Here is a 14,206-nt window from a genome sequence, read left to right as displayed (position 1 = left end):
CGTCACTCCTCCGGTTTGACGATGAGCCGCGAGCGCATCTCTAAGTGCAACGCGCTGCAGAAGTGCGCGCAGTAGACCCAGTAGACACCGGGGTCGTCGGCGGTGAACGTCGCCTTGCGCGTCTCCTGGGGCGCGACCCGCATGTGGACGTCGTGGTCGGGGATCGCCACCGAGTGGAGCATGTCGCTCGTGGTCTCGATGTTCGTCACCTGCATCTCGACCTCGTCGCCCTCCTGGACGACCATCTCCTGGAACCCGTAGTGGTTCCGGGTGGAGTACATCTCGATCTCCACGCGGTCCTCGGAGACGCGCTCCATCGTGGACTCGCCCTCGGCGGTGTGGCTGAGTTCGAGGTCCTCGGGGTCGTACACCTCCTTCGGGTTGATCTTCGACTTGTGGCAGATGGACGCGTCGTGCGGCTCGGCCTGCGCCGGCGAGTCCTTCACCAGCTCCATCCCGTTCTCGTCGTCGCCGATGTAGATCAGCTGGTCGTTCTCCGGGTGCTGCGGGCCGACCGGGAGGAACCGGTCCTTCGAGAGCTTGTTCAGCGAGACGAGCCAGTCGCCCGCCGGGTCCTCCGTGTACGACTCCGCGGCGATGAGGTGGCCGGGGTTGTAGTGGACGTCGATCTTCTCGATGACGGGGCTCTCCGAGCGCGGCTCTGCGTTGACCGCCTCCTCGATGTCCCACTTGACGACCTGCGAGTCGATGAACAGCGTCGTGTACGCGTGGCCGCGGCCGTCGTAGGCGGTGTGGAGCGGGCCGAGGCCGAGCTTCGGCTGGCCGACGATGGCGTCGGTCGGGTCGTCGACCTCGTCGATCTTGTCGATGTCGATGACCGACGCCGTCGGGTCGAGCTTCCCGCTGACGATCACGTACTCGTTGTCCGGGGTGACGCTCACGCCGTGCGGGCTCTTCGGCGTCGGGATGTAGTGGACGATGGGCTCGTCGCCCTGGTTGAGCGGGCTGTCCTTCCGGCCGTCGACGACCGGGACCCCGTTCAGCATCTCGTAGTTGCCGGCCTCGACGGCGGCCTCGATCCGCGGGATGTCGAACGCCTTCACGTCGTCGCGGTCGGCCCGGGTCATCCCGGACTCGGTCGCGGCCTCCTCGGTGTTGTAGGCGCTCGTGAAGAAGTACCGGCCTTCCTTGCTCCCGTCCCCGTTGTCCATGTTGCCGTCGATGAGGACCTCCCACTCGACGTTCATGTTCTCGGGGTTGATCGCGGCGAGGACGGAGCCGTAGGAGTCGGGGTCTTCGAGGTTCCCGCTCCCGTCGTTGGGGACCGGCGTCCGGAACTCGCCGACGCCGAAGATGAGGTCGGTGTCCGGCAGCTGCGCGCAGGCGCCGTGGGTGCCCTGCTGGTTCGGGATGTTGACGATGGCGTCCGTCTCGAAGTACGTCAGGTCGATCCGGGCCATCCGCCCGTTCGCCTTGTCGTTGACGTACGCGAACCGGCCGTCGTAGTCGCCGTCGGTCTGACTGATCCGCGGGTGGTGGGTGTCGCCCCACGTGTACCCGCCGGCGTCTTCGAGCATCTGCTTGCTCTCGTCGTCGAAGCCGTAGCCGCGCGAGGCGTCCCGGTTGAACACCGGGATGCGGATGAGTTCGCGCATGGACGGGAGCCCGTAGACGCGGACGTCGCCGGCCTGCCCGCCGGAGAGCAGCGCGTAGTACTCGTCGTGTTCGCCCGGCGGTACGGAGTTGTCGACCCCGCTCGCCGAGGCCGTCCCCTGGACGTCGTCCTCGCTCAGGATGCTGGTACAGCCCGCCAGCCCGCTGAGGCCCCCCGCAGCGGCGCCTGCCTTCATGAAGTCGCGGCGACGGACGCCGGGGAGCATGGAGTCGAACCCGTCCGTCGAGTCGGTCGTCTGGTCGCCCGATTCCCCCGCGTCCGTGGACCGCTGTGTGTCGTTCGACATGGGTAGATCCGCGAGCGGCGATTCCCTCGCGACAGGCGGACGTTGCGGGGTTCGGTATATAGGTCGTCGAGCGGCTTGCTGTGCGGTTGGAAGCGCGCGAACACGTTCGGCGGACGCCGACCGCGTTCCGAGGACGTGAGAACGCGGTCGGTTCCCTGCTCGAAAGGTGTTTTCGAAAAAAGGTGTCCGCGTCGCGTCGGCGTCCCAGGCGCGGTTCAGCCGCACCGCGGCGTCACCGAACGACGACGGCGCCCTTCATGCCGACCGACGAGTGGGGGGTACACTCGTAGGTGAACGTTCCCGTCTCCTCGAAGGTGTACTCGAAGGTGTGGCCCTCCTCGGTGACCGTCTCGCTCTCGAACGCGCCCGAGTCGGCAGCGACGTTGTGGCCGCCGCCCTTTCCGGTCCACTCCCAGACGACGGTGGTCCCGGTGCTCACCGCCACGGCGGCCGGGCCGAAAGAGAGTCCGTCCCCCGCTCCGACCGAGACCGTAACCTCGTCCTGTCCGGTGGCGTCGACGGTCTGGTCGTAGTTGTTCGCGCCCTCTAACCAGCCGCCGTAGTCGGGCTCCTTGCTGAGGTACTGTGTGTCGCCGCCGTCGCCGCCGTCCCCGCCGTCACCGGAACTGCCGCCGGAGCCGTCGCTTCCGCCCGAGCCGTCGCTTCCGCCCGAGCCGCCGTCGCCGCCGTCGCCACCGTCGCTCCCGCCGGAACAGCCGGCGAGAAGGAGCGTCGCGCCCGCGGCGGTCGTGGCCTGTACGAATCGTCGCCGATCGAGTGTCGTGTCGTCCGTCATGTGGGTCTTCGTTCGCGGTCGGTAGTTGTAACGCCCTGCGCGCCGACTCGCCGTGCGGGAATTCCGACGAACATGTTCGGAGCGAACGTCGTCCGCTCCGGGGCGGTCGGTCATCGAAACCGCGCGTCGCCTACGCTTCCCCCCGCGGCGCCAGCACGATCAGCGCGGTGGCGTCCTCGCGCGCGGTCGGCTTCACCGTCCGATCGCCCTCGAAGCGGAGCAGTTCGCCGGCCTCAACGCGGTGAGGCTCGCCGTCGAGCGCGACGTCGAAGGCGCCAGTCAGCGCGTTGAACAGCACCGTCCGGTCCGGGTGGTCGTGCTCCGCCGCCGATTCGCCGGCGTCCAGCGAGAGCCGAACCGTCTTCGGCTCCGCGCCGGGGAACGCCCGGGCGTGGGGTTCGCCGTCGAGGTCGGCGATCCGGACCGCCTCCGGCTCGGCTCCGCCTTCGGCCTTCGGCAGTTCCGCGACGAACCGCTCGGAACCCTCGCGCTCGACCGCGTACGCCTCGTCGTCGAACGCGGGGACCTCGGCCGACAGCTCGTAGTAGAGCGGCTTCGGGTCGTGGTCGTTGACGATCGTGAGCGACTCGCCCGGCTCCAGGTCGCCGAACGCCTCGTGGATCCGGTCGTGCCGCTCGTTCGGCGGAATCTCTCTGACGTCGAGTTCGGACATCGCTCGACCGTCGACGCCGCAGCCGCATGTCGGGCGGCGCGAACACGTTCGGGACCGACCGGGTCGCGCCGGGCGGTTCGACGGTGCGACGCCTCAGTCCTCGTCGAGCAGTCCCGCGATCCGCTCGCCGATCCGGTCCATCGTCGCGTCCGAGAGCCCGTGGCCGTCACCCGGGCCGATGCGGCACTCGACCGCCGCGCCGGCCCGCTCGAAGACGTGCGCGGTCGCTCGGACGCGCTCGGCGGGCACGTACGGGTCGTCCTCGCTGCTGTCGAGCGCGACGGGGGTCCCGGCGAGCGGTCCGCCGCCGTCGTCCCCGTCGTCACCGGTGCCGCCGCCCTCGGCGCCCTCGGTCGCTTCGAGCGCCCGCGAGTCGAGGTCGTCGCCCGGCAGGGCGGCCGAGACGACGAACGCACCCCCGTACCGGTCAGGTCGGCGGCGCAGGAACTCGGCGACGACCGCGCCGCCCTGCGAGACCCCGGCGAGGACGACGCGTTCAGGCGGGACGCCGGCGTCGCGCGAGATGTCGGCCGCGGCCGCGACGCAGTCGACCGCCGAAGTTAGTGCGGGCTCGTTGGCCGACAGCGCGGCCTCGTGCGGCGCCGGGAACCACGTCGACCGGACCGCGCCGGGCGCGAGGAGGGTCGCGCCCGAGCGGTAGAACTCGTCCGCGAGCCTGACGAGCCCCTCGGCGGTGCCGCCGCGGCCGTGGACCAGCACGACCGCGACCTCGGCGGCCGCGACGGGCGCGCCGCCGGTCACGAGCGTCGCGGCCGCGTGCGGCCCGTCGACGCCGCGAATCCGCCGGCTCATTCCTCCGCGGTCCCCGACTCGGGGTCGTCGAACCGCGGCAGCTGCGACTCGATCACCTCGCGGTCCTCCGCGAACCGCGAGGGGAGATAGAGCTCCGTCGCGTGCCCCGTCGCCGCCTCGACGCCGCGGTCGGCGAGCCGGTCGCGCCAGTAGCCGAGCGAGTCCGGCGGCACCGCGAAGGCGACGGTCTCGTAGCCGGGCTTCCCGGTCCGCCCGGGGTCGGCGTTCGGGTCGGGGAAGACCGTGAAGGCGGAGCTCGGCGAGCCGGTCGCGTCGCATAAGTAGAGGTGGTACTGGAGGCGGTCCTCGCAGTTCACCGTCCGGCGGAGCAGGCTGAGGCCGAGCGTCTCGCCGTAGAACGCGGCGCTGGCCTCGGGGTCGCCGACGATCCCCGTGACGTGGTGGAGCCCGGGGGTGTCAGAGAGCATGCGCCGGATCGGCGTCGCGCGGGAAAGTCCGTGTCGGTCGGGGCGACCGCGAGGCCCGGCGGCGAGGTCAGGAGAGCCACAGCAGCCGCAGGTTGCTCGCGGTGAGGTACGTCCCCGTCGCCGTGAGCAACACCGGCGGGAAGTAGTACAGCAGGCCGTCCCCGTCTCGCGCGCCCTCGACGCTGATCCAGAGCATCACGAGGTAGACGGCGATCTTCAGCGCGACGAGCCCGGAGAGCCCGAACGACTCCAGCGCGAACCGCACCACGGGGTTCGCCTCTTCGATCGTCGGCACGTATCGGAGGAAGGCGACGGTGGAGACGATGTCGCCGACGCCGTACGTCGCGGTCGCCGCGATCCACAGCCAGTAGAACTCGTTCGGGCGCCGCCGGTAGGCGGGGCGGCGGCGGGAGCGGTCGCGGGATCGAGCCACGTCCCGAAGTGTCGAGCGGCGGACGTGAATCTGCCGGTTCCGAGGTCCCGCTCGCCGCTCGCACTTCCTCGCCGCACAGGGGAGACGGCGAGACGCCGACCGCCGTCCGGCCGACTTAAGACGGCTCGCGCCGTCACGCCGCCCGTGACGGAGCCGCGGACCCGCGACGAGAAACTGGAGCTCGGCGTCGAGCTGCTGGCCCACCTCGAACGCGAGGAGATCGACCTCGCCGCCGCGGTCGACCGGATCGAGACGATCACGACCAGCCCGGCGCTCACCCGCGACGTCCTCGACGCGGCCGAGAAGCGCGGCGTCATCGACCGCGAGGGCGCCCGGCTCCGCGTCCGCACGGGCGGGACCTACGTCGAGTACGACAGCCAGGTCGTCGCCCGCGAGGGCGACTTCGAGTGCCGGCGGTGCGGGGCCTCGATTTCGACGGGCCACTTCGTCGAGTTCGACGCCGGCGAACTCGGGGCGTTCGGCTCCTCGTGTATCCGGAAGGTGACCGGGCGGGAATCGGAATCGGAGTCGGAGTGACCACGCCGTCGACCCCGCACGCCACCGCCGCTCGGTCGAACCCGCCGGAGTATTTACGTCGGCGCCCGAAGCGGCGGTAATGACCGCGCCGAACCGGAACGTCCTGTGGGCGACCGCGCTCGTCGACGAGCTCGTCGCCGCGGGCGTCGACGCCGTCGTCGCCTCGCCGGGCAGCCGCTCGACGCCGCTGACCGTCGCCGCCGCGGGCCACGAGGAGCTCCGCGTGTTCTCACAGCTCGACGAGCGCTCCGCCGCGTACTTCGCGCTCGGCCGCGCCCGCCGGACCGGCCGCGTGACGCCGCTGATCTGTACCTCTGGCACCGCCGCCGCCAACTACCACCCGGCCGTGATGGAGGCGAGCGAGGCGCGCGTCCCGCTCCTCGCGCTCACCGCCGACCGGCCGCCGGAGCTGCGCGACTCCGGCGCGAACCAGACCGCGGACCAGGAGAAGCTGTACGGCGACGCCGTCCGGTTCTACAAGGACCTCCCCGAGCCGGCCGCGAACGACCGAGCGCTCCGGTCGCTCCGGACTACCGTGGCGCGCGCGGTCGGGGCCGCCGAGGGCGCCGAACCGGGACCGGTCCACCTCAACGTCCCGTTCGCGAAGCCGCTGGAGCCGACGCCGGTCCCGGACGACGTGCCGGACGACCTCCCGGAAGCCGCCGAACACGGCCGCGACGGCCCCTACGTCGACGTGACGCCCGGCGCGCCGGAGCCCGGCGACGACGAGTTGCGCGCGCTCGCGGCCGAACTGGGCGACGCGGACCGCGGGCTGATCGTCGCCGGCCCCGCCGACCCGCCGGGGATCGACTCGGAGTCGGTCACGGCGCTCGCGCACGCGACCGGGTTCCCCGTGCTGTCCGATCCCCTCTCCGGGCTCCGGTACGGCGGCCACACGCGCGTCGCGCCGGTGATCGGTAACTACGACGCCTACCTGTCGGCCGACCTCGCCGGCGACGGGCCGGAGGGCTGGAGCGACCCCGACCTCGTCTTCCGGCTCGGCGCCTCGCCGACCTCGAAGCGGCTCCGGAAGTACCTCGCCGGGACCGACGCCGCCCAGTACCAGGTCGATCCCGCCGGCGGCTGGCGCGAGGCCGAGTTCGCCGCGACCGACCTCGTCGTCGCCGAGCCGAGCCGGCTCTGCGCCCGCCTCTCGCGGCTCGTCGCGGGCGGGGGCGGAGACGGCGGCTGGCGCGCGCAGTGGGAGGAGGCGGACCGCGTCGCGCAGGCGATCCACGCCCGCGAGGAAGAAGCGAGCGGGGATTCGGCCGCGACCGACGCGACCGACGCGGCGTTCCACGAGGGCGACGCCGTCCGCGCGGTCGCGGACGCGCTCCCAGACCCGGCGACGCTGTTCGTCTCGAACTCGATGCCCGTCCGCGACCTCGACCGGTTCGTCGGGGCGACGACCGCGAACGTCACCGCGCTCGGCAACCGCGGCGTCTCGGGCATCGACGGCATCGTCTCCAGCGCGCTCGGCGCGGGCAGCGGGACGACGGACGACCTCACGCTCGTCGTCGGCGACCTCGCGCTGTACCACGACTCGAACGGGCTGCTCGCGGCCGACCGCTGCGACGTCGACGTGACGGTCGTCGCGGTCAACAACGACGGCGGCGGCATCTTCCACAAGCTGCCGATCGAGTCGTTCGAGCCGCCGTTCACCGAGTCGTTCAAGACGCCGCACGGGCTCGACTTCGAGCCGCTCGCGGCGCTCCACGGCCTCGCGTACGAGCGGATCGACGCCCGCCCGGACGCGCTCGCCGACCGCGGCGACGACCCCGCGGAGCGCGCGGCGGCGGTCGCGGAGGACGTGACGGCCGCCGTCGCCCGGGCCCACGAGGCGCCGGGGTCGCACCTCGTCGAGGTCGAGACCGACGCCGAGGCCAGTCACCGGGCTCGGGAGGCGTTGGCGGCCGCGGTCGACCGCGCGGTCCACGGGCGGGAGTCGGACGCGTCGTAGCCGCGCGAGCGCCCCGCCGGACGCGATCAGGGGACGATCGGGCTCGGCCCCGCGCCGCGCTGCGCCCCGAGCGCGACCCCGGCGTACGCGACGACCGCGAACTGAATCCCGACGCCGAGGCTCGCGCCGAGCGCGAACACCGCGGTGACGACGGGGCCGCGGTCCGGACCGAGGTACCAGAAGACGCCGACCGACCCGAGCAGGAAGGCGACGGTCGCGCTCGCGCCGGTCGCCAGCGCGGTCGACGTGGCGGACGCGTCGCCGTCGCGCAGTCCGGCGAGGAGGGCGGTCCCGAACAGCAGTCCGTACACCAGCAGGAACGCCGTGAACCGGGCGCTCACGAGGTACGTCGAGAGCGTCTCGGCCGACGGGAGCGCGACCGGCGATTCGAGGAGGATCGGCGAGAGGCGCCTGATCCCGCTGATCGCGACCGCGACGACCGCGGCGACGACCGGGGGGAGGGCTGCCGTGCGCATGTCCGAGGGAGCGCGCGGGCCTCACTTATACAGTCCGGTCGGAGCGGGCGCGGTCACGGCACGGTGACGACCGCCGCCGCGCGCACGTCGCGGCCCGTCGCCGTCGCCTCGCCCACGATCCGGTAGGTGCCCGAGGGCGGCCGCCGCCACGTCGCCTCGTAGCCGACCGCTTCGCCGGGCGCGACGGTCTCGCTCCCGAGCGCCTGCGTGAACATCCGGTTCGCGCCGTAGCGCCAGACCGGGTCGGCGTCCTCCCCGTCGGCGTCGGAATCGACCTCGGCCGCCGGGTACGCGGTGAACTCCGCGCGCTGCCCGGTCCGGAAGTCGAGCGTGACCGGCGTCGACCCCGCGTTCTCGATCCGCAGCGAGAGGGTCAACCCGTCGTCGATCGCCGCCGTCGCGAGCGTCGCGTCGAGCATGGGGGCGTCTGCGACGCCCGCGGGTAAAATACCTCGGCGGCCGCGTCCCGGGACCCTCGGAAGGCGGCGAGCGGACCGGCCGACGACGGCTATAAGCCCCGCCTCTCCCTACCTCGCGGCGTGCAGGTCGTCGGCTACGAGACGGACGCCGCGAGCGGCCCGCCGGAGTCCGACGGGGACGCGGATTCGACCGCCGCGGCGAGCGGACCGATCGGCGGCGGGCTCTACGTCGCGAGCGGCGGGACCGTCGACTTCGTGGACGCGAGCCCCGGGACCGAGCTCGCCTTCGGCCTCGGCGAGCGCCGCTGCGCGGGGACGGTCCACGAGGGCGACCACGTGTCCTGCGACGCGGCGGACGCCCCGTACTGCGACGAGCACTCGGGGGTCTGGGTGTGCGCGCGGTGTACCGGCACGTGCCTGAAAGACGAGATGGACTGCCACGAGTCGCACGCGATGTACCTCGCCGCGTTCGCGCCGGACGTGCTGAAGGTCGGCGTCACCCGCGAGTGGCGCCTCGGGACTCGCCTCCGCGAGCAGGGCGCCGACCGCGCGGCCCATATCCGCACCTTCCCGAACGGCCGGATCGCCCGCGAGGTGGAGGCCGAGCTGGCCGCCGGCGACGACCTCGTCGACCGGGTCCGCGTCCCGACGAAGCTCGACGGGTTCGGGCGGGCGGTCGACGAGGCCGCCTGGGAGGCGCTCCTCGACCGGTTCGACCCGATCGAGCGGTTCGCGTTCGACTACGGGCTCGACCTCGACGAGCGCCCCGTCGCCGAGACGATGGCCGCGGGGACCGTCCGCGGCTGGAAGGGGCGCGTGCTGGTGCTCGACCGCGGCGGCTCGACGTACGCGGTCGACGCGCGCGACCTCGTGGGGTACGAGCTGACCGACGCGGTGCCGGAGCGCGAGCTCCAGTCCAGCCTCGGGGCGTTCGGCGGATGACCGGGGGCGTCCTCGCGACCCTCTTCGGCGACCCGTTCGCGGTCATGAACACGGTCGGCCTCGTCGCGTTCGCCCTCGTCGGGGCGAGCAAGGCGGTCCGCGAGGAGTTCGACCTCTTCGGCGTCGCGGTGGTGGGGCTGGCGATGGCGTTCGCGGGCGGCGTCACCCGCGACCTCCTCGTCGCGCGCGTCCCGCTGGCGCTGCGCTCGCCGGTCGAGATACTCCTCGGACTGCTCGGCGTCGCGCTCGCGGTCGGGCTGAGCGCGTGGCTCGCCAGCCCGGACGAGCACCCGGTGACGCTCGTCGCCGACGCCGTGGGCCTCGCCGCCTTCGCCACGACCGGCGCCATCGTCGCGACGGACGCCGGCGTGTCCGCGTTCGGCGTCGTGGCCGTCGCCACGATCAACGCCGTCGGCGGCGGCGCGCTCGCCGACATCCTCCTCGACCGGTCCCCGTTCATCCTCTTCGAGGACTTTTACGCGAGCTGCGCCGTGCTCGGCGGGATCGCATACTGGCTGGTCGGCGTCCTCGGCGGCCCCTCGGGGGTCGCGGCCGCGGCCTGCGCGGCGGTGACGGTCGGGCTCCGGCTCGTCGCCGTCGCCCGCGGCTGGCGGCTCCCGACCGCGAAGGGGCTCGGTGACGGGTTCGGTCGGTAGGCGCGGGGCGACCCCCCCACTGCCCGATCGACGAGCGGCCGACCTCCTCAGCGAGCGAACCCCTCGAGCGCGACGACGCGGCGGACGCCGAGGTACGCGGCCGCGGCGATGGCGGCGTACGCGATCACCAGGACGCCCGTCGCCGCGCCCGCGCTGTCGATGGCGAGCCGCGCCACCGCGTTCGCGGGGCCGCCGGCCATCGCCGTCGCGCCGCCGAACAGCACGAGGACGGCGACCGAGTAGAGCAGCTGGGCCGCCCGCCGGTCGGGCGCGACCGCCGCGATGCCGACCGCGACCGAGACGACGAGCGTCGTCAGCGCGGTCATCAGCGCCAAGATCGGGCCGACGTTCGCGACCGACGTGCCGTTCGCCTCCAACAGCAGGAGCCATATCAGCGCCTGGCCGGGCGCGATCCCGATCGCCGCGATCGCCTTCCCGTCGACGATCTCCGCGAGCGTGACCGGCGCGACCCGGAGCAGCTCCATCGTCCCCCGATCCAGCTCCTCCGTGATCGAGTCGACCACGAGCGACCCCGAGATGAACACCGGGAGGAAGACGAGGAGGGGGATCAACACCGTGTAGGTGAACGTGAAGTACGGGCTGGTGTCGCTGCGGTCGGGCAGCGGCAGCGGCGACTCCTGAAGGTGCGAGCCGCGGGCGTCGCGCTCGTTCAGCTCGTAGGTCCGCAACAGCTCGCGCAGCTGTACCACGATCACCGTCGTCTCCACGGTGGTGTCGGGAGCGGTGACGGCGGCCGACACCCGCCCGTCCTCCGTGCGGGTCGCGACCACCACCGCGTCGGCCGCGTTCCGCTCGAAGGCGCTCCGGGCGGCGCTCGCGTCCTCGTACGGCGTGACCGTGGCGCCCGGCACCTCGCTCGCGGCGCGCTCCAAGTCGTCGACCGCGTCGCCGGCGCCCGCGACCTCGATCTGCGCCCCGTCGAGCGAGCCCGGGTCGTACATCGAGACGAGCCCGACGACGAGGAACGACGAGAACATCGCGATGAACAGCTGGATCCCGATCGCCAGCAGGATCGTCTTCTCGGCGCGCAGCCCGGCTATCTCCCGCCCGGCGATCGTCAGGCGGCTATCCAAGGCTCACCACCCCGACGTTGTACGCGGCGTGGCCGAGCGTCGCCAGCGTCAGCGCCAGCGCGTAGGCGGTCCGGCCCCGGCTCGCGCCGAGGCTCGCGACCCCCGTGGTCGCGACGTGGAGGACGAGCGGCGCGAGGAACAGCGCCGCCAGCGCGAGCGGCGGCAGCCCGGAGAGGCCGGCCACGTCCGCGAAGGCGGCGCGGCCGAGGAAGAGGTCGGTGAGCCCGACCGCCTGGACGACCGCGGTGGCCTTCTCCGCGAGGAAGAAGCCGGTCCCCGAGGCGGCGCCGACCGCGAGCGCGACGCCGAGGGCCCCTTCCCCGTCGGTTTCGGCGGTTCGGGCGAAGACGCCGCGCTCGAAGCCGGCGTAGAGGCCCACGCTCTTCGCGACCTCCTCGATGAACGCGATGGTCACGAGCAGCACCGGGATCGACACGGTGACCGGGAGCGCGAACAGCACCGCGACGGCCAGGAGCTCCGCGACGAACACGAACGGGATCGTACAGGCGGTGAGGAACGCGACGCGGGCGAGCGCGCGGAGCCGGTCTCGCGTGAGGAGGCCGGCGTCCGCCGGCACCGGTGAGAGCCGGACCGCGAGCGCGTCGAGGAACTTCCGCGTCACCGGCTTCTGCGAGAACATGTCCTCCTCGCGGTAGACGCCGAGGCCGAGGCCGAAGAGGAGGGCGGCGCCGACCGCCATCGGCGCGGTCGAGAAGAGGACCTCGCCGGCCGAGACGGCCTCGCCCTGAAGGTCGAAGACGACGAGCGTCAGCGGCGAGACGAGCGCGACGGGCGTCACGTTCGTGAAGATCGCCGGCACGAACGCGTAGGTGGTCAGGAGGACGCTCACGCCCACCGTGACGAAGGTGAGCTCCTTGAACGAGCGCGCGAACATCGCGCCGACGAAGGTGGCCCCGAGGAACGTCGCCGCGACAGGCGCCACGGCGACCACGGAGAGCGGCCCGCCGCCGACGAGGAGGGCGATGAGGGTCGTGACGACCGCGGCCGCGGCGGCGTACGGCAGCGTCTTGCCGGCGACGATCTCGGCCGGTGACAGCGGCGTGACGAGCAGCGGCTCTCCCCGCCGGTTCGTCCGCTCGTCGAGGATCGACGAGCCGTACGCCTGGATCAGGAAGTTCATCGGCACGAGGAAGACGAACGCCAAGAGCAGCGAGGTGAACGGGAACGGCGGCGTGATCGACCCGGGCGAGCCGACCGTGTCCGCGCCGAACGCCGCGCCGCCGATGGAGGGGACAGCGAAGCCGCCGTCCTCGCCGGACGCGCTTCCGTCCGCGACGGAGCCCGCGTCGTCCGAGCCGAACCGCACGGCCGCCTTCCCGGTCGTCCGGCCGACGTACCGAAGCGTGACGACGACCGGGAAGGCGGCCGTGCGGTTCGGCTCGGCGCGCATCAGCCGTTCGTTGTGCGACTCGACGGCCTCGCGGACCGACGCGGCCGCCGCCTCTCCCTTCCGCGTGTCGCTCGCGCGGACGACCACCTCCTCGACGTCCGCGCCGTCGATCGCGCCGTCGTCGCCCGCTCCGGGTCGCACCACGGTCACCACGACCGCGTCGGCGGAGTCGCCGAGCGACGCGGTCCCGGCTGGCACCGGGCGCAACGAGGGGGCTTCCTCGATCGCCTCCGCGTACGGCGACTCGGCGTCGACCCCGACGCGGTACACGTTCTGGTCGACGTCGAGGCCGGCGACGCCGGTGGCCACGCCGACCCCCACGACGCCGCCGGCGACGAGGAGCAGAGCGACCCCGGCCGCGAGCGTCCGGCGGTCCACGCCGCCCGAGGCGCGGGCGGACTCCCACCTGGCCACGCGGAAGACGCGGCGGCCGGCGACCGCGAGCCGTCGGCCGACGCGGCGCAGCCGGTCGGTCACTCGGTCGCCTCCGTCGCCGTCGCGGGGGTCGTCTCCTCACCGCCCTCCGACGCGTTCGCGTCGTCGTCGCTCGTCTCGTCGGAGTCGCGGTCGCTGTCGGTCCCCCTGTCCGAGTTGCCGCCGTCGCCGTCGCTCCGTCCGTCCGCCCCGCCGTCCCCGGTGTACCGCCCGGGCATCGGCCGGCCGACGATGTCGAGGAACACGTCCTCCAGGCTCGGCTCGCGGCTCCGGATGTCGACGACCTCGCCGCCGACGTCGGCGACGGCCTCGCGGACGGCCGCGACGGCGTCCATGCTCGGGACCGCCGTCCGGTACCGGTCCCCGACCTCCTCGGTCGCCGCGTCGAGGTCGTCGAGCGCGGGCGTCGCGGCCGGCTCCGCGTCGGTGAACACGCGGTAGGTCGTCTCGCCGTGTCGCTCGCGGATCCCGTCGACGCTCCCGCGGGCGACGATCCGCCCCTCGTTCATCACCACGACGCGGTCGCAGACGGACTCGACGTGATAGAGGTTGTGCGCCGAGAAGACGACCGTCTTGCCCGTCTCGCGGAGCTCGCGGGTGAACGCCAGCACCGAGTTCGTCGTCACGGGGTCGAGCCCGGAGGCCGGCTCGTCGTACACCAGCACGTCCGGGTCGTTGACCAGCGAGCGGGCGATGGCGACCTTCCGTTTCATGCCCTTCGAGACGTCGCCGAGGCGGCGCTCGCGGTGGTCGAGTTCGAGGCGGTCGAGCGCGGCGCCGATCCGCTCGTCGGCGACCTCGCCGGGCACGTCGTAGAGGTCGGCGAAGAAGCGGAGGTACGACAGCGCGGTCATCTCCTCGTACAGCGGCGACTCCTCGGGCAGGAACCCGAGGTGCCGGCGCATCTCGGGGTCCGCGGCGTCGAACCCGGCGACGGTCACGTCGCCGTCGGTCGGCTCGACGAGGCCGGCGACCACCTTGAGCGTCGTCGTCTTGCCGGCCCCGTTCGGGCCGACGATCCCGAACACCTCGCCGTCGTCGACGGCGAAGTCGCTGTCCACGACGGCCGCGAAGTCGCCGTAGGTCTTCCGCAGGCCCGACACCTCGATCATGCGCACGGCTCCGCCGTCGGCCGGGTTAAACCCACGCCCGCGGGTATCAACCGCGAGAACGGTCCGGGAGGAGGGCGACGGAGACAGCGAACACGGGGA

Annotated in this window: 15 protein-coding genes; 4 read left to right on the top strand and 11 right to left on the bottom strand. The window is 72.9% G+C overall.

What is annotated here, in order from left to right:
* Positions 1-2: 2 nt before the first annotated feature.
* The 6 genes from nosZ to EXE48_RS07075 all read right to left on the bottom strand — a co-directional run bounded on the left by nosZ (position 3) and on the right by EXE48_RS07075 (position 5,065).
* Positions 3-1,922, bottom strand: coding sequence for a TAT-dependent nitrous-oxide reductase (nosZ, locus tag EXE48_RS07100; RefSeq protein ID WP_137711067.1), 1,920 nt, complete (start codon positions 1,920-1,922; stop codon positions 3-5).
* Positions 1,923-2,154: 232 nt separating this feature from the next.
* Complete coding sequence (locus EXE48_RS07095; RefSeq protein WP_121599331.1) at positions 2,155-2,718, bottom strand: halocyanin domain-containing protein; 564 nt, start codon at positions 2,716-2,718, stop codon at positions 2,155-2,157.
* A 130-nt stretch (positions 2,719-2,848) separates the two neighbouring features.
* On the bottom strand, positions 2,849-3,391 hold the full coding sequence (locus tag EXE48_RS07090) for a DUF2249 domain-containing protein (RefSeq protein WP_137704282.1): 543 nt from the start codon (positions 3,389-3,391) through the stop codon (positions 2,849-2,851).
* A 93-nt stretch (positions 3,392-3,484) separates the two neighbouring features.
* A complete protein-coding gene (locus EXE48_RS07085) occupies positions 3,485-4,204 on the bottom strand; it encodes an alpha/beta hydrolase (protein WP_121599598.1) in 720 nt (239 codons plus the stop codon).
* Positions 4,201-4,632: a VOC family protein gene (locus EXE48_RS07080; protein WP_394348042.1), complete on the bottom strand. Its 432-nt coding sequence runs from the start codon at positions 4,630-4,632 to the stop codon at positions 4,201-4,203. Before EXE48_RS07080 ends, EXE48_RS07085 begins: the two co-directional genes overlap by 4 nt.
* 67 nt (positions 4,633-4,699) lie before the next feature.
* Positions 4,700-5,065 carry a DUF5658 family protein gene (locus tag EXE48_RS07075; protein ID WP_121599333.1) on the bottom strand — a complete coding sequence of 122 codons (366 nt, stop codon included), beginning with the start codon at positions 5,063-5,065 and terminating at the stop codon, positions 4,700-4,702.
* Between the two features lie 144 nt (positions 5,066-5,209).
* Here EXE48_RS07075 and EXE48_RS07070 point away from each other — a divergent pair, with 144 nt between their 5' ends.
* Both EXE48_RS07070 and menD read left to right on the top strand, forming a co-directional pair.
* Complete coding sequence (locus EXE48_RS07070) at positions 5,210-5,602, top strand: DUF5830 family protein (protein WP_053771150.1); 393 nt, start codon at positions 5,210-5,212, stop codon at positions 5,600-5,602.
* 79 nt (positions 5,603-5,681) lie between these two features.
* Positions 5,682-7,562 carry a 2-succinyl-5-enolpyruvyl-6-hydroxy-3-cyclohexene-1-carboxylic-acid synthase gene (menD, locus tag EXE48_RS07065; protein WP_137711066.1) on the top strand — a complete coding sequence of 627 codons (1,881 nt, stop codon included), beginning with the start codon at positions 5,682-5,684 and terminating at the stop codon, positions 7,560-7,562.
* 26 nt (positions 7,563-7,588) lie between these two features.
* On the opposite strand, the gene EXE48_RS07060 is transcribed toward menD, so the two are convergent.
* Both EXE48_RS07060 and EXE48_RS07055 read right to left on the bottom strand, forming a co-directional pair.
* A complete protein-coding gene (locus tag EXE48_RS07060) occupies positions 7,589-8,038 on the bottom strand; it encodes a hypothetical protein (protein ID WP_137711065.1) in 450 nt (149 codons plus the stop codon).
* A 53-nt stretch (positions 8,039-8,091) separates the two neighbouring features.
* Positions 8,092-8,457, bottom strand: coding sequence for a BsuPI-related putative proteinase inhibitor (locus EXE48_RS07055; protein ID WP_137711064.1), 366 nt, complete (start codon positions 8,455-8,457; stop codon positions 8,092-8,094).
* Positions 8,458-8,577: 120 nt separating this feature from the next.
* Between EXE48_RS07055 and EXE48_RS07050 the strand changes: the two genes are divergently transcribed.
* A complete protein-coding gene (locus tag EXE48_RS07050; protein ID WP_199236354.1) occupies positions 8,578-9,399 on the top strand; it encodes a DUF2797 domain-containing protein in 822 nt (273 codons plus the stop codon).
* Positions 9,396-10,055, top strand: a complete 660-nt coding sequence (locus EXE48_RS07045) for a trimeric intracellular cation channel family protein (RefSeq protein ID WP_053771154.1) — start codon at positions 9,396-9,398, stop codon at positions 10,053-10,055. The genes EXE48_RS07050 and EXE48_RS07045 overlap by 4 nt, the downstream gene beginning before the upstream one ends.
* 47 nt (positions 10,056-10,102) lie before the next feature.
* Here the strand turns inward: EXE48_RS07045 and EXE48_RS07040 are convergent, their stop codons facing one another.
* Genes EXE48_RS07040 through EXE48_RS07030 form a run of 3 tightly spaced genes read right to left on the bottom strand, consistent with a single transcriptional unit; the run spans position 10,103 to position 14,107 of the window.
* On the bottom strand, positions 10,103-11,149 hold the full coding sequence (locus EXE48_RS07040; protein ID WP_053771155.1) for an ABC transporter permease: 1,047 nt from the start codon (positions 11,147-11,149) through the stop codon (positions 10,103-10,105).
* Positions 11,142-13,037, bottom strand: coding sequence for an ABC transporter permease family protein (locus EXE48_RS07035; RefSeq protein ID WP_137711063.1), 1,896 nt, complete (start codon positions 13,035-13,037; stop codon positions 11,142-11,144). Before EXE48_RS07035 ends, EXE48_RS07040 begins: the two co-directional genes overlap by 8 nt.
* On the bottom strand, positions 13,034-14,107 hold the full coding sequence (locus EXE48_RS07030) for an ABC transporter ATP-binding protein (RefSeq protein ID WP_137711062.1): 1,074 nt from the start codon (positions 14,105-14,107) through the stop codon (positions 13,034-13,036). Before EXE48_RS07030 ends, EXE48_RS07035 begins: the two co-directional genes overlap by 4 nt.
* Positions 14,108-14,206 lie beyond the last annotated feature (99 nt).

Source organism: Halorubrum sp. ASP1 (assembly GCF_005435135.1).
Taxonomy (GTDB): domain Archaea; phylum Halobacteriota; class Halobacteria; order Halobacteriales; family Haloferacaceae; genus Halorubrum; species Halorubrum tropicale.
The sequence above is the reverse complement of the archived record's forward strand: the minus strand, read 5'-3'. Positions and strand labels throughout refer to the sequence as shown.

Bases quoted from the DNA above. Each gene is read 5' to 3' on its own strand.
- nosZ (WP_137711067.1), bottom strand. From the start codon at position 1,922: ATGTCGAACGACACACAGCGGTCCACGGACGCGGGGGAATCGGGCGAC.
- EXE48_RS07080 (WP_394348042.1), bottom strand. From the start codon at position 4,632: ATGCTCTCTGACACCCCCGGGCTCCACCACGTCACGGGGATCGTCGGC.
- EXE48_RS07085 (WP_121599598.1), bottom strand. From the start codon at position 4,204: ATGAGCCGGCGGATTCGCGGCGTCGACGGGCCGCACGCGGCCGCGACG.
- EXE48_RS07095 (WP_121599331.1), bottom strand. From the start codon at position 2,718: ATGACGGACGACACGACACTCGATCGGCGACGATTCGTACAGGCCACG.
- menD (WP_137711066.1), top strand. From the start codon at position 5,682: ATGACCGCGCCGAACCGGAACGTCCTGTGGGCGACCGCGCTCGTCGAC.
- EXE48_RS07090 (WP_137704282.1), bottom strand. From the start codon at position 3,391: ATGTCCGAACTCGACGTCAGAGAGATTCCGCCGAACGAGCGGCACGAC.
- EXE48_RS07055 (WP_137711064.1), bottom strand. From the start codon at position 8,457: ATGCTCGACGCGACGCTCGCGACGGCGGCGATCGACGACGGGTTGACC.
- EXE48_RS07060 (WP_137711065.1), bottom strand. From the start codon at position 8,038: ATGCGCACGGCAGCCCTCCCCCCGGTCGTCGCCGCGGTCGTCGCGGTC.
- EXE48_RS07030 (WP_137711062.1), bottom strand. From the start codon at position 14,107: ATGATCGAGGTGTCGGGCCTGCGGAAGACCTACGGCGACTTCGCGGCC.
- EXE48_RS07045 (WP_053771154.1), top strand. From the start codon at position 9,396: ATGACCGGGGGCGTCCTCGCGACCCTCTTCGGCGACCCGTTCGCGGTC.